The organism is Syntrophotaleaceae bacterium (assembly GCA_041390365.1).
Classification (GTDB): Bacteria; Desulfobacterota; Desulfuromonadia; order Desulfuromonadales; family Syntrophotaleaceae; genus JAWKQB01.
The window spans coordinates 120,328-140,030 of record JAWKQB010000001.1 but is presented as its reverse complement, the minus strand read 5'-3'; the positions used below and the strand labels follow the sequence as shown (position 1 = coordinate 140,030).

The following is a 19,703-nucleotide window of genomic DNA, read 5'->3' as shown; positions in this document are numbered from 1 at the left end:
ATGAAAAAGCCGATAAAAGGGTGGCTGGTGCTGATGTTTTGGATTCTGGGGTCTCTGCCAGCGATGGGCTGGTCATCCCAGGGGTCGGACATCATCGAGGGGCGGGTGGTCGCCATCAGTGGGACGGAGGTGACAATTGCCGTCGATGGCAACGTCCTGCCGCAGACCGGCTGGTCTGTGGACCTTTTCTATATCACCAGCCAGGGAAGAGAACTGCCTGTCGGCCAGTGGGAAGTCAGCGCCGTTTCGGGGAGGAATGTATCGGCTGTCAAGGTCAAGGGGGTCGGCAATGCCCGGGAGGGTCTGAAGGCGCTGTTCCGCCGGCCGCAGACCCAAGCAGCGCAACCGGCGCAAACCGGACGGTCAGGGCCGGCTCAGACGGCGACGCCGGCGGCCCCTGTCAACGTCTCGCCCGGACCGGGAGGCGCCGGCAAGGTATCCGATCTCTTCTCCGACGCCGGGCCGGGGATCTTCGCCGATGTGGGCGATCCCCGCGCGCGCGGCCTTGCCTTTGACGACTACCTCGCAAACAGCCAGGCTGCCGAAGCCGCTGCAATGCCGGCGGCCGAACCCCCAGCACTCCTCCCAGAGCCGCCAGTCGGGTGGCCGCAGAGCCTGCTCGACAACCCGGAACCTCCCCGCCTGGGGGTCGGGGTTACGGACAACGATAGTCTGACTGGACAGGCCTACGGCGCAGTACCGATGGGGGTGCGCATCCTTGAGGTTTTGCCCGGTTCGCCGGCGGCCCGGGCCGGTCTGGAGGTCGGCGACATCGTTGTCGCAGCCAACGGCATCGCCAGCCAGAATTCTGCTCAGTTCGTGCGACTGGTAAAGGAGTCGAGCGGGGGGCTGCACCTGACCATCCACCGTAGCAGCGAGATTGTGCAGACCACGATAAACCTTCAGAAATAAGGAAGAACCGTGATGCGTAAACTATTCGGACTGGTCTATCTCGGCCTGAACGCGGCGCTGCTGGCGACGGTCGCCATTCTGGCAGCACAGTCCCAGGTTTCGGCGTCGCAAGGGGCGGGTTGGCCCTGGCTGTTGCCGCCCGCCTTTGGCATGCTCTGCGGCTACGGGCTCTATCGCGGCTGGGTCGGCCGCGTCCGGGGGCTGCTCATCGCCCTGAGCCTGCTCATCAGTGCCGGGGCAATCCTTATCCCCCTGCTCGTCTCTCCTCGCCTGCAGGCTCTTGAGCAGCAGCACCAGGGCGCGAAACTACTGGAAGCGAATGAAAACACGCAGCGTTTTTTCGATGCCTTGCTGGCGGGCAATCTTGCTCTTGTCGAACAATTGATCGACGAGGGCATGAACATCAACACCAGGGATGCCACCGGACAAAGCGCCCTTCACCTTGCCAAAGAACGGAACATGGTGCAACTACTGCTGCAGCGGGGAGCCGAGACGGAGGCCCGGGACGATCTCGGCATGACCCCACTGTTCAACAAGGACACAGTCCTCGCCGAAATGCTGCTTGCGGCCGGGTCCGACCTGGAAGCCCGTAGCGACCAGGGGAATACGCCCTTTCTCTGGCACGCCTACAGTGGCTACCTCGAGGGCCTGCAATTCCTGAAAGCTAGAGGTGCGAATGTCAGGGCCTGCAACGCTGACGGCAAAAACGCCCTGGATATCGCCCGGCAATTCCAACCGGAAACGGCAGCGTGCGCCTACCTGGAGACCCTTGACATTCCGCCCTGTCAATAGTTCAGGAAAGCCTCGAATTTTCAGCCTGTTCCCGTTTCATTGCTGTTTTTTATCGATTTCGCCGCAGTCATCTTCAGTCACGAACAGGCTAAGCCCTTCCCGTCTTCGTATGTGGACTATCCTTCCTACCTCCACCGGAGGTCCCGGAGACATGCGCTCGGCCCGCCACAATTCGCCCCGCACCTCGATATAACCGCCGGGATCAAGCCGTTTTTTCACCACCCCCTTCTGCCCGGCGAGAGAGGCACTGTCGGTGGAATCGGTTGGCAGGTATGAGCGCCAGACAAAGGGAAACAGCAGAAAGTCCTTGGCAATCCAGAGACCGAGAATCAGCCAGAACATCCAGCCGGGCAGTGAAATCCAGTGCCCGATCAGAATCAGAACCAGGATCAGCCCGATCATGCCGGGAAGGTTCATCAGCAGATAACGCAAGTAGGCGACTTTCGGAATATTACCCATGTTCAAGATGCAGATTCGCTTGCTAAGTAGCGCAGTTTGAAAGATGCGGTAGAATAATGAACAGAAAGATCTTCAAATACGAAACAGCAACCTGCTGAATCTATTGTAAAACGGGACATGCTGAAAACAAGGAACCCTGCTGAATTCTTCAAGGAGACCGTCATGAAAAAAAGTGCCTGGGTACTTTTGCTTTTGCTCGCCTGCCTGCTGCCGGCCGCAACCGCCAGCGCCAATCATCACGCCATCAAGATCGCCAGTCAGGAAGGCCTGGGGAATTATATAACCGATGCCAAAGGCATGACCCTGTACTGGTTCACCAAGGACCAACCGGGAGTGAGCGTGTGCACCGGAGGCTGTCTGGAAAAATGGCCCGCATACTATCGGGAAGAAGTTCTTCCTCCAGAAGGGGTCCCTGCCGAGGACTTCGGAACCATTGAACGGTCGGACGGTACAAAACAAACAACCTTCCGCGGATATCCGCTCTATTATTTTTTCATGGACAAGCAACCCGGTGATGTGAAAGGCCAGGGTGTCAATAATGTCTGGTTCGTGATAGATCCCGCTAACTTCATGAAAAAGTAAGTGAGACAAAAAAAGCCTGACGGCCGCTCCGTCAGGCTTTTTTTTGCGAATTTCGCGGGCTTTTATGCCGCCACGATACGGTTGCGCCCGGCATTCTTGGCCCGGTAGAGGGCTTCATCAGCGGCTTCTACCAGATCCTTGGCGGATCCTGCCGGGTGGGGTACCAGGGACGCCGCTCCCAGGCTCAGGGTGACCACGGACTCCACGTCGGAAGCCTCGTGCTTCAGGCCGAGCGCTTGGACCGCCTCCCGGGCCTTTTCCCCGATTCGAAGTGCGCCCTCCAGCGGGGTGTTCGGCAGCAGAAAAACAAATTCCTCGCCGCCGTAGCGGGCAACCAGATCGGCCGGTCGGTTGGCGCAGGTCCGGAGCGCTCGGGCCACCAGGCGCAGGCATTCGTCCCCTTCCTGATGCCCGTAATGATCGTTATACTTCTTGAAGCAATCAATATCGCACAAAACCAGGGAGAGCGGAGATTTTTCGCGGGCAAGCCTTGCCCACTCCCGATCCAGGGCCTCATCGAAGGAGCGGCGGTTGGCGACCTGGGTGAGTCCGTCGACCCTTGCCAGTCGGTCCAGAGCCGCCTCGGCCTCTTTGCGCAATGTAATGTCCTTGAACTGAACCACAAGCCCCGGTGACCCGTCCAGGGTGACCAGGGTGGATGCGCTGACCAGATAATGCAGGGGCTTGCCCTCCGGGCTTCGCCTCTCGAGATCGAGTTCCTTGAAACTTTTTTTATAACGTCTGGCCACGGGAAGTGGACAGATCCCTTCTTTGCAGATATCCGCCTTCAACAGTTCCCTGCATTTGCTCCCGACCACCTCTGCCCGGGCCAGCCCCAAAAACTGCAGCATGGCCTCGTTGGCCCGCACCACAATACCGTCCTGCCGCACAACCCATGTCGGGTCGGCACAGGAGTAAAAAACCTGCTCCAGTTCCATGCTCAGCATCTCGGCCGCGAGAAGTTTATGATTGGCGGTGCCGATGACATGCTCCAGAGCGTCCTGGGTGGCCTGCAGGTTTTCACAGATTTCCGAAAGCCGCCGGTTTTCAGCCTCGAGATCTTGAATTCGGCTTCGGAAATCATCGTTATCTGAATAACCGACCGGTTCCAACGATCGTTCTCCCGATTCAGATTCTAGAATGATAATAGGGGTTTGGAGAGAGCCGGGGGGATGTAATCCCGGCATTCTCCAATGAACGACAAGAAAAAGTCAACCTTAAATGTCCCTTTTCTTCCCACCTGCCGTTGTTTGTTGGTCAAAGAGGAAAGCCTTCCTTGGCGAGTGTCGCTTTTTAGAGACAAACCACTTCATCCATTACCTTCCGACAAAAGATCTGGATTCGATAATTGAAAAGTCTTCAGTCCAGCTGTGAAACGCCCCTTACTCCCAGTATCTCGTCGCTTTACAGAGACAAAACCGGACATAAGTTGACTAAATAAATAGACACTCATCGTGCGGAAGTGTTTTTAGTCTATCATTTATGTTTTTTCAGTATTCTTTACTAAACAAAAAAATGATAAAAATTGAGTGGTATTGTTGACTTTTTTTCCAGATCTTCACTATCATAAATCATGAATTAATACGTATGGTACAAAGTTTGCTCATTGACTAACTAGTATTTCTGGACTTTGTCCGTAGCCAACCAAAACCGCGAGCGAACTTACGCCTCTTCAGCCAGAGCATAAAGGCACCACGGTGGCTTGAGCCCAAACCCAGGAGGATTCCCATGTCGAAACAGCGGGAAAAGATTGACCAGAATCAGCCCCATCAGGACAAGGAAAGTGGAACCGTCGCCACCGCAGCGGGCATTGCCGCTCTCGGCGCGGGCGCGGTCCTGATGGCAACAGGATGTGGCGGTGGAGGTGGCGGTGGCGACGACAGTAGCCCGGTCGGCACGACCAGCCCTCCCCCCGGCGGCACCACCTCCGGCGGCACATCCGGCAGTACCGGCATCGGAATCCCCGCGTCCTTTACTGTTATCGATCCGGTCACCCGTATCGAAGGCCACCTCAAGGTTGCGGTTGAAATCGATACGGTGAATGGCGTGCAGCAGGTTACCGACGCCCGCTGTACCGGCACCCTGTTCCGTGGTTTCGAGCAGATTCTGGCCGGCCGCGATCCCAGGGATGCACCCTATCTTACCGAACGCATTTGCGGGGTCTGCCCCGTCTCCCATGGCCTGGCCGCCACCATGGCCCTGGAGGACGCGGCCGCCGTCGCTGTTCCAGCCAACGCCCGCATCCTGCGCAATCTGGTGCTTGGAGCCAACTTTCTGCAATCCCATATCCTCCATTTCTACCTGTTGGCCGCCCTCGACTATGTGAACGCCCCACCCGGCGCCCCCTGGTCCCCGGCCTGGAACATCGACCTGATGCGCAGCGGCAACCTTCAGCGAATCAGCAGCAACCTCCCCGCCGCCATCACCATGCGCCGCAAAGCTCATGAAATGGGAGCGATTTTCGGCGGCAAGATGCCGCATCCCTCCGCCTTTCAGGCCGGCGGCATGACCGCAAAACCGACCTCGTCAACCATAGGTGCCTTTACCAACTACCTGGATGAACTGGCACAGTTCATCGACAGGGTCTACATTCCGGACGTTCAGCTGCTGCAATCTGTCTACGACGAATACAGCGATATCGGCAAGGGTCACGGACATCTGATGGCCTACGGCGTCTTTGATCTGGACGACCGAGCCAATCCGAACCGTCTCCTGCGCCGGGGGGTCGTCAATGATTCGGCGCCCAACAGTGTGCAGACGCTGTCGACAAGCAATATCCGGGAACAGGTCAGTTTCTCCTGGTATGCCAACTCCACCGACGACAGACACCCGGCCGGCGGCAGTACCGTGGCGGTGGACCCCTCCGCTAAACCTGATGCCTATTCCTGGCTCAAGGCGCCGCGCTATGACGGCAAGCCGATGGAGTGCGGTCCCCTCGCCCGCATGTGGGTCAATGGCGACTACTGGGCTGGGGTGTCGGTCATGGATCGACACATGGCCCGCGCTTTGGAGGCGCAGAAGATTGCCGATGCCATGTTCGACTGGCTGGATCAGCTGGTGGTCGGCAACCCCGTCTACAACAGCTACAGCAGCGGCTTCAGCCAGACGGGCGAGGGTCTTACCGAAGCGCCCCGCGGTGCTCTGGGGCATTGGGTGAGCACGGCCGCGAGCAGCACCCGTTCGCCAACCGGCGGGCCGGCCATCGGTCATTACCAGATCATCACTCCGACCTGCTGGAATGCTTCGCCGATGGATGGCAACTCGATGCGGGGACCTATTGAAGAGGCCCTGGTCGGCACGCCCGTGCAGGATGCCTCACAGCCGGTGGAAGTCCTGCGGGTGATCCATTCCTTCGACCCCTGCATGTCCTGCGCCGTCCATGTGATGAGGCCGGACGGAAAACCAGAGGTTGTCGCCCATGCAGGTGTCAGGGGCTGATCGGGTGGTTTTCAGGCAGACTGAACCATCTCTGAATGATTTAGGTGTTTCAAAGGAGACATGCCCATGAGAGTGACAAGACGGGACTTTTTGAAGTATTGCACCGCTTCTGCGGCCGCCTTGGGGCTGCAGTCCGCCCTCGGACCGCTTAATCGCGTGCTTGCCGCCGGTGGAGGACCCCCGATCATCTGGCTGTCGGCAGCCAGTTGCACCGGCTGCACCGTCTCTCTGGCCAACCGCTTTTCGACAAGCGGGCCCGTGGATCTGGCGGACCTGCTGATCAACACCATCAATCTCGCCTACCATCCCAATTTAATGGGCGCCGCCGGCGATCTGGCTGTGGAAACCCTGCGGAGCGTGGACCTGGATCCCTTCATTCTGGCTGTTGAAGGGGGCATCCCCACGGCATTCAACGGCAAGACCTGCATTCTCTGGTCGGAAAACGGATACGATATTACCGCCATGGAAGCGGTCAACGACCTGGCATCGCGAGCGACCCGGATTCTCTCAATAGGCACCTGCGCTTCCTACGGCGGGATCGCGGGCGCTGCTCCCAACCCGACCTCGGTCAGGGGGGTCAGGGACGTGACCGGCCGGCCGGTCATCAGCATTCCGGGCTGTCCGGCACACCCCGACTGGGTCGTCTGGACCATCGCCCAACTGCTCGCCGGCAACAACCCCAGTCTCGATTCCTCGGGCCGGCCCACCGCTCTTTACGGCAGCACAGTCCACAGTCGCTGTCCTCGGCGGGGACGGGCCTGGGCGAACTCCTTGAGCGAGACCGAACTGTGCATGAACAACCTCGGCTGCAAGGGGCGCATCACCTACTCCGATTGCCCGACCCGCAAATGGAACAACGGCGTCAACTGGTGCGTCGGCAACGATTCGCTCTGCGAGGGCTGCACCCAGAATGGTTATCCGGACCAGTTCGCGCCCCTTTTCAGTACCCGGGGCGCTCTACCTAGAGACCACGACGGGGTGCGTGTCGATCCCCCCAGAACCACCTGTACCTCCTGTCATGGCCAGGATGTAGACGATTAGCCGAGGAGCTTCGGGCATGAAGACGCTCATTCTCGGCATCGGCAATCTGCTCTTGACCGACGAAGGTATCGGCGTGCACGTGGCCCGGGCTCTGAGTCAGGAGACTTTGCCGCCGGACGTGACCGTTCTGGAGATCGGCACCGCTTTTCTCGAAGCCTTGCCCCAAATCTCGGTCGCCGAACGCATTATCATTGTGGATGCCATGGAGGGCGATCATGCGCCCGGCACAGTCTACCGGGTGCCCTTCGATGATTGCTTGAAGCCCAAGGTGCTGGCATCCCTGCACGGCTTCGACCTGTCACGGGTCCTCTATATGGCAGGCCGGTCCAACCAGCCGGAAGCGGTGGTGATCGGTGTGGAACCGGAGAGCATCGCCTGGGGCATTGAGCCTTCGGTGACCCTGCAGCAGGCCATGCCGACGATCCTGAAGGCGGTGCGGGCGGAAATGTGCCGTTGAGATCGGCTCTTTATTGCGACAACAACCTAATCAACGATCAACTTGATCGAAGGGAGGAACCATGCATATTCCCGATTCAATGCTTCAGGGTGCCGTCTGTCCGGCCAGCGCAGGTCTGGGTCTGCTCGGCATGGCCGTGGCTGCGGCTGTTGCCATCAAAAGCGATGAGAAACCGGATCCTGTCCGCTTTGCAGGAGTGGCGACCCTGATCTTCGCCGCCCAGATGGTCAACTATCCGATCATCGGCGGCGTCTCCGGGCATCTGCTCGGCGCCGTTCTGGCCGCCATCCTGCTTGGGCCTGCCTTCGCCGTGCTGGCCATGGGCCTGGTGCTGGCGGTACAGGCCCTGCTCTTCGCCGACGGCGGTCTGCTCGCCCTCGGAGCCAATCTGCTCAACATGGCCCTGCCCGCGGTCGCCATCGGTGCTCCCTTACACGCACTGCTGAAACGGACGACCCGCCCGGCGCTGCAACAAGCCCTGCTGGTGGTGGTCGGAGGCTGGCTGGCAACAATGATGGCTGCTCTGACTGCCAGCATCCAGGTGGCGGCGGGGGGGAGTGTCTCTTTCCTTGAGGTGTCCGGAGTTCTGCTCGGCCATCATGCCTGGATCGGACTTGGTGAAGGACTGATGAGTGCAGTCCTGTATCTTGCCCTGGCAAGGCAGCCCGAGGGGTCGCCTCACCGCGAGCGCTCCCTGGCTCTGGCGGCGGTTGCCCTGCTGCTGGCTCCCTGGGCCGCCAGCGTGCCGGATGCCCTGGAGGCGACATCGGTCCGTTTCGGTCTGCCCTTCACGAACAGCTTGCACTTTGCTCCCCTGGCCGATTATGCCGTTCCAGCGCTCAGTCAGGGGCAATTGAGCACTTTGGTGGCAGGAGCCTCCGGCGCCCTGTTGACCTTTGCCCTGGCCCGGATAATGGCCTCTCCGCTGCAGCGGCCCATTGCTTCCGGCCGAAGGTGAAAATATCCGTGCGACCGCCATCCAGGAAAGGGTGGGCGGTTCATCAACCACATTTTGGAGGAAACGCGCCATGTTTGGACTGGGTACGGCAGAACTTACCATCATTCTGGTCATGATCCTGATCATTTTCGGTGCCGGAAAGCTGCCGGAAATCGGAGGGGCATTGGGCAAGGGGATCAAGAATTTCCGCAAAGCCACCGAAGCCAAGGAAGAGATCGAATCGGACGTTAAATAACTTCGGTCCGGTCGATACCCATCAGGGTCAGGCCGGAGTAAGGAAACGCCATGTTCAATATCGGAATGCCCGAGCTTCTGATAATCATGGGCCTCGCCCTTGTCATTCTCGGGCCGCGCAAGCTCCCGGAACTGGCCCGCGCCCTGGGGAAGGGATTGGCGGAATTCAAGCGCGCGACCAACGCCCTGCATGAACCGCTGATCCCCACCGAACAACGCCCCGATCCGAAGAGCAGGACAGCGGCTCGCATCGACCGGGGCGACCCGGAACGCCGGCCGACTTTGGTGGCCGACAACGATCCCGGACCTGAGGAGTCCGCCTCCGCAGAAGACAAGCCCTGAGTCAATGCATACGGGGAATCGGAGGTCCGGGATCTTCGTCACGACTGGAAGACATTGCCATGCATGAACTCTCCATTACCCAAAACATTATCGACATTGGCCGGAATTACGCCGAGGGCAAGAGGGTCCTTGCAGTGACGGTCGAAATTGGCCGGCTGAGCGGCGTGATCCCCGAATCGGTCGAATTCTGCTTCGAGGCATGCAGCAAAGGCACCCCCATGGAGGGGGCGCGCCTTGCCATCATTTCCATTCCCGGCCAGGCACGCTGCCGGACATGCGGCAAGGAGCAGCAGGTGGGATCCTATTACGAGGCCTGCAGCGCATGTGGCGACTTCGGCCTGGAGATTCTGGCCGGAACAGAACTGCGGGTCAAACAACTGGAGGTCGAATAACATGTGTACCGGCTGCGGCTGCGGTTCCGAATCGCAGCATCATCACCATCATCATCACGAGCATCCGGTCGAAGACCGGCAGGCCCGGGTTGTTTCCGTCGAAACGGACATTCTGGCAAAAAATGACCGGCTGGCCGCCGGGAACCGGGCTCGCTTCGCCGAGCAGGGGCTGTTCGTCCTCAACCTGGTCAGTTCCCCCGGATCGGGAAAAACCACCCTGCTGGAAAAGACCCTGCGGGACCTTCAAGGTTTCTGTGCCTTCGCGGTCATCGAAGGGGACCAGCAGACTGACAACGACGCTCGGCGCATCGCGGCAACGGGAGTGCCGGTCAAACAGGTCAACACCGGTGCCGGCTGTCACCTCGATGCCCACATGGTCGCTCACGCCGTTGAGATTTTCCAACTGGAGGCGCTCGACAGCGTGCTGATCGAAAACGTCGGCAATCTTGTCTGCCCGGCGACTTTCGACCTCGGCGAACACCACAAGGTGGTGGTCCTGAGCGTCACCGAGGGCGAAGACAAGCCTCTCAAGTACCCGGCCATGTTTCACAACGCGGATCTGATGCTGCTCAACAAGGTCGACCTGCTGCCTCATCTCGATTTCGACGTGGAGCAGTGCAAGGCCTTCGCCCGAAAGGTCAATCCGGAGATCCGCATCTTCGAAGTCTCCGCCAAATCAGGCCAGGGCATGGAGGCGTGGTATGCCTGGCTTCGGGAGGGCATTTCACGGTGCAAGGAGCAGCGCAGGGTCTCGTGAACAGTCGGCTGCGTGTGCGGGTTCAGGGCATCGTCCAGGGGGTCGGCTTTCGCCCCTTTGTATACCGCCTGGCGGTGTCCCTTGCCTTGCGCGGATGGGTCATGAACACTCCGGGCGGAGTGGTACTGGAGGTTCAGGGGCCAGCGCAGAGGCTCGAACAGTTCGTCTTCGAACTGCGCGACCAGGCCCCCCCTCTTGCTGTGATCAACGCCATCCAAAGCGAGGAGATCGAGCCGGTCGACGAAGAGGATTTTGTCATTCATGCCAGCGGCGGCAGCGGTGACGAGGTCCAGATTGCTCCGGACGGGGACGTCTGCAAGGATTGTCTGACCGAAATGTTCGACCCTGCAGACCGACGCTTCCGCTACCCCTTCATCAACTGCACCAACTGCGGACCCCGTTACTCCATTGTGCGGGGCGTCCCTTACGATCGGCCCCTGACCACCATGGCCGATTTCGACCTGTGCCAAGCCTGTCTTGACGAATATCGGGACCCGCTGCACCGCCGCTTTCATGCACAACCGATCGCCTGCCCCGAATGCGGCCCGCAATTGCGACTGCAGGACAATCGGGGGCAGGACATCGCCGGCGATCCTTTGGAAACCGCTGTCGATCTGCTGCGGCAAGGTCGCATTCTGGCGGTAAAGGGTCTGGGCGGCTACCAACTCGCCGTGGACGCCGTCAACCAGGAGGCTGTGGCGGAACTCCGGCGGCGCAAAAGACGCGACCAGAAACCTTTTGCCCTCATGGTGTCTGACCTGGAAGCTGCCGAGGCGATTGCCGAATGCGACGCCACGGCCGCCCGGCTGCTGCAGGGACCCGAGCGGCCCATCGTGCTGCTGCCCAAACGGCCCCTCAACGTCATCGCCCCGCTGGTGGCCCCGGGCAACGGCTACTTCGGGGTGATGCTGCCCTGCACGCCGCTCCACCACCTGCTGCTGCGCGGTCGGTTCGGTGCCCTGGTCATGACCAGCGGCAATCTCAGCGACGAGCCGATCTGTTATCGGGACCAGGAGGCCCTGGCCCGGTTGGCGGAGATTGCCGACGCTTTTCTGAGCCATAACCGGGCGATCCACGTCCGCAGCGACGACTCGGTGATCCGGGTGTTTCGCGGCCAGCCCGTGTTCCTGCGCCGCGCAAGGGGCTACGCACCGCGGCCGGTGACCCTCCCCGCTGCCCAGAAAAGCGTGCTGGCGGTGGGCGCCGAGCTCAAGGGCACCATCTGCCTGACCCGCGGCGACCAGGCTTTTGTCAGCCAGCACCTCGGCGACCTGCGGAACACGGAAACCCTGGCGTCCCTGGAGGAGACGGCAAAACACCTGCAGCGGATTCTGAAGATCGACCCCCAGGTGGTGGTTCATGATCTGCACCCCGACTACCTCTCAACCGGCTACGCCGAGGTCTTGGGCGAGCTGCCGAAGCTGGCCGTGCAGCACCATCACGCCCATCTCGCTTCCTGCATGGCCGAACACCGCCTGGAGGGCGAAGTCATCGGCGTGATCTTCGACGGCACCGGCTTTGGCAGCGACGGCACCATCTGGGGAGGGGAATTTCTGGTCGGCGGCTACCGGTCTTTCGAGCGCAGCGGCTACCTGCGCCCCCTGCCCTTGCCCGGAGGAGACGCGGCGGTGCGCCAACCCTGGCGCATGGCCCTGTCCTGGCTTTATCGTCTGTTCGGCAGCCATCTGTACGATCTGAACCTGCCCTGCACCAGGCAACTTTCGCCGGGAGAAGAATCGCTGTTCCTGCAGATGCTGGAGAAAGGGATCAACGCCCCGCTCACATCCAGTTGCGGGAGGCTGTTCGACGCCGTGGCCAGCCTGCTCGACCTGCGCCAGCAGGTGGCCTACGAGGGTCAGGCGGCCATAGAGCTGGAGGCCCTGGCCGAAACCGCTGCGCCGACCGGTGAACCCTGGCCTTTCGCCATCGTCGAGGAGGCGGGATACTGGGTGCTCGACTTCGCCGAGCTGATGCGCAAGCTGCTGGAGGAACAGCGGCAGGGCGCACCGCAGAACCAGTTGGCCCGGCGCTTTCACCACAGCCTGGCGGCCGCTGCAGGAGACCTCTGCGAAAAAGTCCGAGCGGAGACAGGCCTGGAGCGGGTGGTTCTCTCCGGCGGCGTGTTCCAGAACCGGCTGCTCACCGAGGAGCTGTGCCACATTCTTGAAGACAGAAAATTTCGGGTCTACACCCAGCGCCTGGTACCGCCCAACGACGGCGGGCTGGCCCTGGGGCAGGCCGTTATCGCGGGACGGAGTGAGCTATGTGTCTAGCAGTACCCATGCAGGTGATCAGCCGAGACGGTGATACCGTCGTGGCGGAAATCGACGGGGTCAAACGTTCGGCCAGTCTGATGATGCTCGGCGAGGAGGTGACGGAAGGAGATTACCTCCTGATCCACGCCGGTTTCGCCATCAGCAAGCTCGACGAGCAGGAGGCTCTTGAGACCCTTGCCCTGATGCGAGAGTGCCTTGCCGTGAGCCGGGAGGAGCCATGAGTTTCAGCGAGGAGTTCCGCAGACGCGAGCTTGTGCAGGGTCTGGCCGGACGCATCAGGGACTGGTGCGCGAGCCTTGGCGGGCCTCTGACCTTCATGGAGGTCTGCGGCACCCATACCATGGCCATCTACCAGCACGGTCTGCGCAGCCTGCTGCCGTCCGGCATAAGGCTCATTTCCGGCCCCGGCTGCCCGGTCTGCGTGACTCCGATCGGCTTTGTAGATCAGGCTGTGGCCTATGCAAGGCAGCCGCAACTCATCGTCGCCAGCTTCGGCGACATGCTCCGGGTGCCCGGCTCATCCTCCAGTCTGATTCAGGAAAGGGCCAGGGGCGCCGATGTGCGCATCGTTCAATCCTCCATGGATGCGGTGGCCCTGGCACAAAGGTACCCTGACAAACAGGTCGTTTTCCTCGGGGTCGGATTCGAAACCACGGCCCCGACCGTAGCCGCCAGCATTTTGAGCGCGGACCGGCAAGGGCTGAAAAACTATTTCGTGCTGGCGGCGCACAAGACCATACCAATGGCGATGCAGGTATTGTCGGCAGACCCCGAACTGGCCATCGACGGCTATCTCTGTCCGGCTCACGTCAGTACGGTGATCGGTGGGGATGCCTACCTCTTTCTGGCAGAGGAGCATGGTCTGCCCTGCGTAGTGACCGGCTTTGAACCCGCCGATATCATGCAGGGCGTCGCGATGCTGGTCCAACAGCGGGTGGAAGGTCGTCGCGCGGTCGAAATCCAATACCGCCGCTTCGTCACCCCTGAGGGCAATCCCAAAGCCCGGGAACTGCTCGACGAGGTCTTCATCCCCGTCGACTCGAACTGGCGCGGCATCGGCGCGATTCCCCTCAGCGGTCTGGCCATCGCTGAAAAATATGCATCTTTCGATGCCGAACGGGCGCTGCCGGTCGAGGTCGAGGAGCCGCGGGAGGCCGCAGGCTGCCTGTGCGGCGAAGTGCTGAAAGGCAAAGTCATGCCGGCCGACTGCCCTCTTTTCGGCAAAGCATGCACCCCGGAGGAGCCGGTAGGGGCCTGCATGGTGTCCTCCGAAGGGAGTTGCGCAGCCGCCTACAAGTACGGGCAGAGCCTGGCCTGAGAGATTTTGGGCGGGCCCCCTTTATTCAGGCGAATGCCTTAAGACAGGAAAGACTGTGGACAAAGACCTTATCCTTCTCGGACATGGCAGCGGCGGAAAGCTCTCCCACCAGCTGCTTGATCAACTGATCATCCCGACCCTCTCCGGCACCCCTCTGGCCGGTCAGAACGACGCCGCCCTGCTGGAGCACGAAGGAGGACGTCTCGCCTTCACCACCGACTCCTACGTGGTCGACCCGATCTTTTTTCCCGGCGGCAACATCGGCGATCTCGCCATCAACGGGACCGTAAACGACCTCGCCATGGTGGGGGCCCAGCCCTTGGGGATCAGCGTCAGCCTGATTCTCGAGGAGGGCTTCAGCCGCACGGACCTCCAAACCATCCTCGTCTCCATGCGCCGCGCCGCCGACAAGGCCGGAGTCTCCATCCTGACTGGCGACACCAAGGTGGTGCCCCGCGGCAAGGCGGACCGCATTTTCATCAACACCTCCGGTATCGGCCGGATCCCCTCTTCACTGAATCTCGGCGGCGCCCTGGCCCGGCCAGGAGACAAAATCCTCATCAACGGCACCATCGGCGACCACGGTATCGCGGTCATGGCCAAACGGGAAGGGCTGGCACTGGAGACTGAAATCCTCAGTGATTGCGCCGCTCTGAACGGCCTGGTCTCGGAACTGCTGAATGCAGAAGGGGACTCGATTCATGTCCTGCGCGATCCGACTCGAGGCGGGGTGGCCACCACCCTCAAGGAGATCGCCCTGCAGTCGCAGGTGACCATCACCGTCGACGAGGCGGCCCTGCCCCTCAAGGGACCGGTGCGGGGCGTCTGTGCCCTGCTCGGCCTCGACCCTTTGTATGTGGCAAACGAGGGGAAAGTCCTGGTGGTGGCCGATGCGGATGCGGCTGAGCGAACTCTGGAGCGGATGCGCCGCCATCCCCTGGGCCGGGACGCGGCAATCATCGGCGAGATTTCCGCCGCGGGCCATGGCCGGGTCGAAATGGACACCCAAGTCGGCGGCCGCCGGTCGGTTGAGATGCTCGCCGGCGAACAACTGCCGCGAATCTGCTGATCCGGCTCAAGATGTTTTTGCCCGACCGGCAGAGGGATTTTCCCCCCTCCCGTCCTATTTTTTCATGCCGGCCAGCTTTGCGTTCATTTGATGAACCAGTTGCGAAACTCTTTCGCGGTCAAGGCAGACCTCGCCCCCGCAAAGATCGCAGCGGTAGGTGAACCCGATCCTGAAACGGATCGGGGTGACACGGAGAAGGGTTCTGCAATGAGGACAATCCAGAACAATCTCCTTTTCTCCCTGCTCGATGATAGCCTTTTTCAACGTAAAACTCATGATTCTCCTTGTTAAAAAACAGGACTTCGGCCATTCGAAGTCCTCAACTCCTCCTCTTGCTCTCTTTCACCAGCCGTATTTTGAATCAGGCCCTTTTTCAAGGGCCTGACCCTTACTCATTGGATCTCGGTGGAACGATGACCAGATGTTCCGAGGCAATCAATTCCTTCAGTTTGGCTTTCACTTCCTCATATTCCCCGCGAAAGGGGTAATTGAATTCATGATAGACTTCCTGCCCGACCATGAGAAAATAGTTGTCCTCCTCTGAATCGTGACAGATGCTGAATTTGTTGTCCTTGCCCTCTTCCTGATAAACAACGACTGGAACGATCATGATCCTTCCCGTTTCTCGTCGGCCTTGCGGCCGGGGTTGGCCCCGGGTTTTTCCCTCGAGGGGAAAGGCAGGGTGGCGGGCACAGTGTAAACATGGATAGGGGGCCGAAGTCAAATCGGCCCGGTCCCGATGTCCGTATCCCTCTCAGTAGCCGATATGGATATTTTATCAAAAATGGCGTGAGGGGTGAGGGGTGTGGGGGAAAGACAAAATTCTAAACCAAGGCCGACCCCGACCCCGATACCGACCCCAATTTCGATTTCGAATTATTCAAGATTCAATCGGTGGGAAGATTGATCTGATCGCGTTTTGATATACTGACCGGTAGAGATTTTCAAAAACGACTCCCGGCGAAAGCCGGGATCGACCATCTACAGCTGTGGAGGCCCTATGTCGCAGGTGCAGCAGAGAGAGGATAATGTTGCCCGTCTCAGCCGGGTGGACATCTCCTCCCTGCCGGAAAACGGCGGGGAGAAGTACAACCGGCTGATCTTTTCCAAAAGCCCCTATCTGCTCCAACACGCCGAAAACCCCATCGAATGGTACTCCTGGAGCAATGCCGCCTTCGAACGGGCCCGGCAGGAAGATAAACCGGTCTTTCTGTCTATCGGCTATTCCACCTGCCACTGGTGCCATGTCATGGCCCACGAATCCTTCGAGGATGACCAGGTGGCCGAGGTTCTCAACCGTCATTACATTGCGATCAAGGTGGACCGGGAGGAGCGGCCCGATCTCGACAACATCTACATGCTGACCTGCCAGATGATGACCGGCCGGGGAGGATGGCCCACCACCCTGATCCTGACACCGGATCAGAAACCGTTTTTTGCCGCGACCTACATCCCCAAAACCGGTCGGCAGGGGATGATCGGCCTGATCGAACTGCTGCAGAAGGTCGCCGAACTCTGGAACTCCAATCGGGCCAGCCTGCTCGATACCGGGGAGAAGGTCAGCCAGGCCCTGCAGCAGGTGGAACAGTCACGCCCGGAGTCGGATGTTCTTTCCGACGACGTCCTGCTCACAGCTTTCGAGCAGTATCTGCAGACTTTCGATCGGCAAAATGCCGGGTTCGGCGGCGCCCCGAAATTTCCTGCCCCACACAACCTGTCCCTGCTGCTGCGGCTGGAACGCCGCATCCACAAGGAGAATGCCCGCATCATGGCCCTGCAGACCCTGCAGCAGATGCGGCTCGGCGGCATTTTCGACCAACTCGGCTACGGTCTCCACCGCTATTCCGTCGACAAGCACTGGCTGGTTCCCCATTTCGAAAAAATGCTCTACGATCAGGCCCTGGCCATGCTGGCCTACGTGGAAGCCTTCCAGGTCAGCGGCGACGGTTTCTATCGCCAGTCGGCCCTGGAGATCGCCGATTATGTCCGGCGGGACCTGACCGATCCTGACGGCGGTTTCTACTGCGGGGAGGATGCCGATTCGGAAGGGCATGAAGGCACTTTTTACCTCTGGACTCCCGAGCAGGTCAAAGAGGTCCTGGGGGAGGAACTGGCCACCGTTTTCTGCCGCTCCTTCGACATTACTCAAAAAGGGAATTTCGAAGGGCGCAACATTCCGCACCTTGAAGAGGATCTTGCGGGACTGGCGACCCAGGCCGGGGTCTCCGCCGATCAACTTGCCGCCGCCCTGGCCCAGGGCCGACAACAGCTGTTCGAGGCCCGCAAGCAGCGGATCCGTCCTCACCGGGACGACAAGGTCCTGACCAGCTGGAACGGTCTTGCCATTGCCGCTTTTGCCAGAGCGGGAAGCGTCATGGCGGAAGAGGAACTGATCCGGTCGGCCACCCGCGCCGCCGAATTCCTGTTGAAGAACCTGGTCGATGCCGAGGGCAGGCTGCTGCGGCGCTACCGTTTGGGCGATGTGGCCATTCCCGGCTTTCTGGAGGATTACGCCTTCCTGGTCTGGGGCCTGATCGAGCTGTATATGGCCGGTTTCGATGAGGGCCATCTCCAGTCCGCCATCGATCTGACCAACCGGATGGAGCAGCTTTTCAGCGATGGGCAGGGCAGTTTTTTCGACACAGGGAAGGATGCCGAGGCGGTGCTGACCCGGGGCCGGTCCCTCCAGGATGTCGCCGTTCCCTCCGGCACCTCCGTCGCCGCCTACAACCTGCTTCGTCTTGGGCGGATGACCGGCGACGGGGAGATGGAGCAACGGGGCGAACAGGTCCTGGCGTGGCAGATTTCCCAAATCCGTCAGTATCCCTCGGGCTTCGCCCAGTTCCTGATCTCTCTCGATTATGCCCTGGGACCGAAGAGCGAAATCGTGGTGACCTGGGACGGACAGAATTTACCCCGGGATCTGCTGCGGGAAATCCGCAGACGGTTCCTGCCCGGAACCGTGGTACTGCTGGCTGCAGAGGGCACGACTTCGGGACCTGCTGCCGCACTGGCCGAGGGGAAGGGTCTGGTGGAAGGGAAGCCGGCGGCATGGATCTGCGAAAAGCAGAGCTGCCGGGCGCCGGTCACCGATCCCGTGGAATTGGGGAGGATTCTCGACAAGCTGGCGGTCCCGCCCTGAATCGAAAACGAAAACGAAAACGAAAACGAAAACGAAATCGAAATCGAAATCGGGATCGGGGTCGGCTCTGGATCCTGCCTTTACCCTTCACCCCTCACTCCTCACGCCTGCCCCTCACTCCTCACCCCTCCCTCCTCGGATCCGTCTGCCGGATAATCGCGCTGACGTTCTTTTTGTTGAACCCTTTGTACCCCTCCCGCCGCTGGATGTTTTCCAGATGGCTGCCGACCGCCCCCTCTGTCAGGAACTTGTCGGCCTGCTCACTGCTGATAAGACCCTCCCCCGCCAATCGGGATAAGCGGGCGGGAGCGACCGGCCAGCGTTCCGCCACGCTGAAGGCCTGGCGGAGATAGGGGAAATCGCTGAAGGGGGGCATGTAATCGATTCCCTCTTCCGCCAGGTCCTCGATCAGGCGGTCGAAATCGAACAGGGCGGCCAGATGGTGCATGCCGGCGCCGAAGATCGAATCGCCGTGCAGGGCGCACCAGAGTCCGACCGTGCCCAGTTCACCCCTTTCCGGCAGTTCTTCCTGGGAAAAATCGGCGGCCACCTCTTCCGGGGCCAGGTCCACGTCGAGAAACAGAGCCAGGCCGGCCCGGCTGTTTTCCATGACCTGGGCGCCCCAGCCGGCCTCCTCGCCGGCATAGAACCGCTCCCGGTTTTCGAACCCCAACAGGGAGAACAGGTTCACCAGCCGGCTGAAATGGCGGCGGGAACTGCGGAAGGTGTGGTGATCGTGATTGCCCCAGCCAAGCCCCAGGGTGGCCTGCCTTGCCTGCTGCAGCCGCCCTGCCCGGTTTCGGGCGAGCCAGTAGCGGCGCTCCACCTCGCAGACGACCCAGGCGGCCAGGTCGGTGCCGACCAGCGACAGCATCCGGTCCACCCGGCGGAAGGCCTCCTTCCAGAGCCGATCCTCGTCATCGCCGAAGCGGGGCCGGGTCTGCCACAATTCCACTGCCGACAGATAACTTCGCAGCTCCTTCAGGGTGGGCCCGGACGGCAACAGGTCGGCGCTGCCGCGCCGCTCCACCGCCAGCAGAACGATGCCCTGCTCCTCGCCAAGCCAGGCCCGGCGGTAGGGGCTGAAGGGCTCCCCTTCGATGTCGCAGGCGAAACCGTTGGCCTGAAGGAAATCGGCCAGGCTGTCCACCCTCAGGGCCGCACCCGTTCTGGCCGGCGAATCGAGCTCGGTCAGCACGATCGGCGGCAGCTGGGTTCCCGGATGGCACCAGACCGCCTGCTGGCTCTCCGGTTCCTCGACGAAACCGAGATCGGTCAATTTCTTCTGCAGGTAGGGTGAGTCCTCGATCAACAGATGGTCGACCCAGTCGAGCAGCCGGCCGCTGGCCTGCCGGACCAACCGCTCCTGAAAGCTGGCGAGCGTCCTGCTTTTGCTGCAGAAACGCTCGAGCAGATCGAGCATGAGCTGTTCCGCCTCGGGGTGTCTTTCCCAGAAAAAGCCTTGGCTTTCGGTCATCGGCCAGATCCTCCAGAAGAACCAAAAGGACCAGAAGAAAGGCAGGACTCAAGGGAC

The 19,703-nt window shown here is 60.7% G+C and carries 21 protein-coding genes; 16 read left to right on the top strand and 5 right to left on the bottom strand.

Annotation, left to right across the window (positions count from 1 at the left end; all coding sequences use genetic code 11):
• Nucleotides 1-912, top strand: coding sequence for a PDZ domain-containing protein (locus R2940_00655; GenBank protein ID MEZ4598285.1), 912 nt, complete (start codon nt 1-3; stop codon nt 910-912).
• Nucleotides 913-924: 12 nt separating this feature from the next.
• On the top strand, nt 925-1,704 hold the full coding sequence (locus R2940_00650; GenBank protein ID MEZ4598284.1) for an ankyrin repeat domain-containing protein: 780 nt from the start codon (nt 925-927) through the stop codon (nt 1,702-1,704).
• 36 nt (nt 1,705-1,740) lie between these two features.
• On the opposite strand, the gene R2940_00645 is transcribed toward R2940_00650, so the two are convergent.
• Nucleotides 1,741-2,163: an NfeD family protein gene (locus tag R2940_00645; protein MEZ4598283.1), complete on the bottom strand. Its 423-nt coding sequence runs from the start codon at nt 2,161-2,163 to the stop codon at nt 1,741-1,743.
• A gap of 162 nt (nt 2,164-2,325) precedes the next feature.
• On the opposite strand from R2940_00645, the gene R2940_00640 reads away from it, so the two are divergent.
• A complete protein-coding gene (locus tag R2940_00640) occupies nt 2,326-2,745 on the top strand; it encodes a hypothetical protein (GenBank protein ID MEZ4598282.1) in 420 nt (139 codons plus the stop codon).
• Nucleotides 2,746-2,807: 62 nt separating this feature from the next.
• Here R2940_00640 and R2940_00635 read toward each other — a convergent pair whose 3' ends face one another.
• Entirely contained in the window at nt 2,808-3,857 is a 1,050-nt protein-coding gene (locus R2940_00635; GenBank protein MEZ4598281.1) for a diguanylate cyclase, read from the bottom strand.
• 616 nt (nt 3,858-4,473) lie between these two features.
• On the opposite strand from R2940_00635, the gene R2940_00630 reads away from it, so the two are divergent.
• The 12 genes from R2940_00630 (at nt 4,474) to hypE (ending at nt 15,027) form a co-directional block, all read left to right on the top strand.
• Entirely contained in the window at nt 4,474-6,183 is a 1,710-nt protein-coding gene (locus R2940_00630) for a nickel-dependent hydrogenase large subunit (GenBank protein MEZ4598280.1), read from the top strand.
• Nucleotides 6,184-6,249: 66 nt separating this feature from the next.
• The gene (locus tag R2940_00625) at nt 6,250-7,224 is read left to right on the top strand and encodes a hydrogenase small subunit (GenBank protein MEZ4598279.1); all 975 of its coding nucleotides are present in this window, start codon (nt 6,250-6,252) and stop codon (nt 7,222-7,224) included.
• 16 nt (nt 7,225-7,240) lie between these two features.
• On the top strand, nt 7,241-7,681 hold the full coding sequence (locus R2940_00620; protein ID MEZ4598278.1) for a hydrogenase maturation protease: 441 nt from the start codon (nt 7,241-7,243) through the stop codon (nt 7,679-7,681).
• A gap of 61 nt (nt 7,682-7,742) precedes the next feature.
• Entirely contained in the window at nt 7,743-8,639 is an 897-nt protein-coding gene (locus R2940_00615) for an energy-coupling factor ABC transporter permease (protein ID MEZ4598277.1), read from the top strand.
• A gap of 70 nt (nt 8,640-8,709) precedes the next feature.
• Complete coding sequence (locus tag R2940_00610; GenBank protein ID MEZ4598276.1) at nt 8,710-8,874, top strand: twin-arginine translocase TatA/TatE family subunit; 165 nt, start codon at nt 8,710-8,712, stop codon at nt 8,872-8,874.
• 50 nt (nt 8,875-8,924) lie between these two features.
• The gene (locus R2940_00605) at nt 8,925-9,215 is read left to right on the top strand and encodes a twin-arginine translocase TatA/TatE family subunit (GenBank protein ID MEZ4598275.1); all 291 of its coding nucleotides are present in this window, start codon (nt 8,925-8,927) and stop codon (nt 9,213-9,215) included.
• A gap of 59 nt (nt 9,216-9,274) precedes the next feature.
• Nucleotides 9,275-9,607 carry a hydrogenase maturation nickel metallochaperone HypA gene (locus R2940_00600; protein MEZ4598274.1) on the top strand — a complete coding sequence of 111 codons (333 nt, stop codon included), beginning with the start codon at nt 9,275-9,277 and terminating at the stop codon, nt 9,605-9,607.
• A 1-nt stretch (nt 9,608) separates the two neighbouring features.
• The gene (gene hypB, locus R2940_00595; protein MEZ4598273.1) at nt 9,609-10,364 is read left to right on the top strand and encodes a hydrogenase nickel incorporation protein HypB; all 756 of its coding nucleotides are present in this window, start codon (nt 9,609-9,611) and stop codon (nt 10,362-10,364) included.
• Nucleotides 10,361-12,637 (top strand): carbamoyltransferase HypF, encoded by a 2,277-nt coding sequence (gene hypF / locus R2940_00590; GenBank protein MEZ4598272.1) that lies wholly within the window; start codon nt 10,361-10,363, stop codon nt 12,635-12,637. Before hypB ends, hypF begins: the two co-directional genes overlap by 4 nt.
• Entirely contained in the window at nt 12,628-12,861 is a 234-nt protein-coding gene (locus R2940_00585; protein ID MEZ4598271.1) for a HypC/HybG/HupF family hydrogenase formation chaperone, read from the top strand. The genes hypF and R2940_00585 overlap by 10 nt, the downstream gene beginning before the upstream one ends.
• Nucleotides 12,858-13,958, top strand: coding sequence for a hydrogenase formation protein HypD (hypD, locus tag R2940_00580; protein MEZ4598270.1), 1,101 nt, complete (start codon nt 12,858-12,860; stop codon nt 13,956-13,958). Before R2940_00585 ends, hypD begins: the two co-directional genes overlap by 4 nt.
• A 55-nt stretch (nt 13,959-14,013) precedes the next feature.
• Nucleotides 14,014-15,027, top strand: coding sequence for a hydrogenase expression/formation protein HypE (gene hypE / locus R2940_00575; GenBank protein ID MEZ4598269.1), 1,014 nt, complete (start codon nt 14,014-14,016; stop codon nt 15,025-15,027).
• 54 nt (nt 15,028-15,081) lie between these two features.
• On the opposite strand, the gene R2940_00570 is transcribed toward hypE, so the two are convergent.
• Both R2940_00570 and R2940_00565 read right to left on the bottom strand, forming a co-directional pair.
• Nucleotides 15,082-15,303: a hypothetical protein gene (locus R2940_00570; GenBank protein MEZ4598268.1), complete on the bottom strand. Its 222-nt coding sequence runs from the start codon at nt 15,301-15,303 to the stop codon at nt 15,082-15,084.
• A 112-nt stretch (nt 15,304-15,415) separates the two neighbouring features.
• Nucleotides 15,416-15,637, bottom strand: coding sequence for a hypothetical protein (locus R2940_00565; protein ID MEZ4598267.1), 222 nt, complete (start codon nt 15,635-15,637; stop codon nt 15,416-15,418).
• 390 nt (nt 15,638-16,027) lie between these two features.
• Between R2940_00565 and R2940_00560 the strand changes: the two genes are divergently transcribed.
• The gene (locus tag R2940_00560; protein MEZ4598266.1) at nt 16,028-18,169 is read left to right on the top strand and encodes a thioredoxin domain-containing protein; all 2,142 of its coding nucleotides are present in this window, start codon (nt 16,028-16,030) and stop codon (nt 18,167-18,169) included.
• A 121-nt stretch (nt 18,170-18,290) separates the two neighbouring features.
• On the opposite strand, the gene R2940_00555 is transcribed toward R2940_00560, so the two are convergent.
• Nucleotides 18,291-19,646, bottom strand: a complete 1,356-nt coding sequence (locus R2940_00555; GenBank protein MEZ4598265.1) for a hypothetical protein — start codon at nt 19,644-19,646, stop codon at nt 18,291-18,293.
• Between the last annotated feature and the right edge of the window lie 57 nt (nt 19,647-19,703).

Coding starts and splice junctions, on each gene's coding strand:
- hypD (MEZ4598270.1), top strand. CDS start 12,858: ATGAGTTTCAGCGAGGAGTTCCGCAGACGCGAGCTTGTGCAGGGTCTG.
- R2940_00600 (MEZ4598274.1), top strand. CDS start 9,275: ATGCATGAACTCTCCATTACCCAAAACATTATCGACATTGGCCGGAAT.
- R2940_00640 (MEZ4598282.1), top strand. CDS start 2,326: ATGAAAAAAAGTGCCTGGGTACTTTTGCTTTTGCTCGCCTGCCTGCTG.
- R2940_00555 (MEZ4598265.1), bottom strand. CDS start 19,646: ATGACCGAAAGCCAAGGCTTTTTCTGGGAAAGACACCCCGAGGCGGAA.
- R2940_00655 (MEZ4598285.1), top strand. CDS start 1: ATGAAAAAGCCGATAAAAGGGTGGCTGGTGCTGATGTTTTGGATTCTG.
- R2940_00625 (MEZ4598279.1), top strand. CDS start 6,250: ATGAGAGTGACAAGACGGGACTTTTTGAAGTATTGCACCGCTTCTGCG.
- R2940_00570 (MEZ4598268.1), bottom strand. CDS start 15,303: ATGAGTTTTACGTTGAAAAAGGCTATCATCGAGCAGGGAGAAAAGGAG.
- R2940_00650 (MEZ4598284.1), top strand. CDS start 925: ATGCGTAAACTATTCGGACTGGTCTATCTCGGCCTGAACGCGGCGCTG.
- R2940_00630 (MEZ4598280.1), top strand. CDS start 4,474: ATGTCGAAACAGCGGGAAAAGATTGACCAGAATCAGCCCCATCAGGAC.
- hypB (MEZ4598273.1), top strand. CDS start 9,609: ATGTGTACCGGCTGCGGCTGCGGTTCCGAATCGCAGCATCATCACCAT.
- R2940_00615 (MEZ4598277.1), top strand. CDS start 7,743: ATGCATATTCCCGATTCAATGCTTCAGGGTGCCGTCTGTCCGGCCAGC.
- R2940_00560 (MEZ4598266.1), top strand. CDS start 16,028: ATGTCGCAGGTGCAGCAGAGAGAGGATAATGTTGCCCGTCTCAGCCGG.
- R2940_00610 (MEZ4598276.1), top strand. CDS start 8,710: ATGTTTGGACTGGGTACGGCAGAACTTACCATCATTCTGGTCATGATC.
- R2940_00620 (MEZ4598278.1), top strand. CDS start 7,241: ATGAAGACGCTCATTCTCGGCATCGGCAATCTGCTCTTGACCGACGAA.
- R2940_00645 (MEZ4598283.1), bottom strand. CDS start 2,163: ATGGGTAATATTCCGAAAGTCGCCTACTTGCGTTATCTGCTGATGAAC.
- R2940_00565 (MEZ4598267.1), bottom strand. CDS start 15,637: ATGATCGTTCCAGTCGTTGTTTATCAGGAAGAGGGCAAGGACAACAAA.
- R2940_00605 (MEZ4598275.1), top strand. CDS start 8,925: ATGTTCAATATCGGAATGCCCGAGCTTCTGATAATCATGGGCCTCGCC.
- R2940_00585 (MEZ4598271.1), top strand. CDS start 12,628: ATGTGTCTAGCAGTACCCATGCAGGTGATCAGCCGAGACGGTGATACC.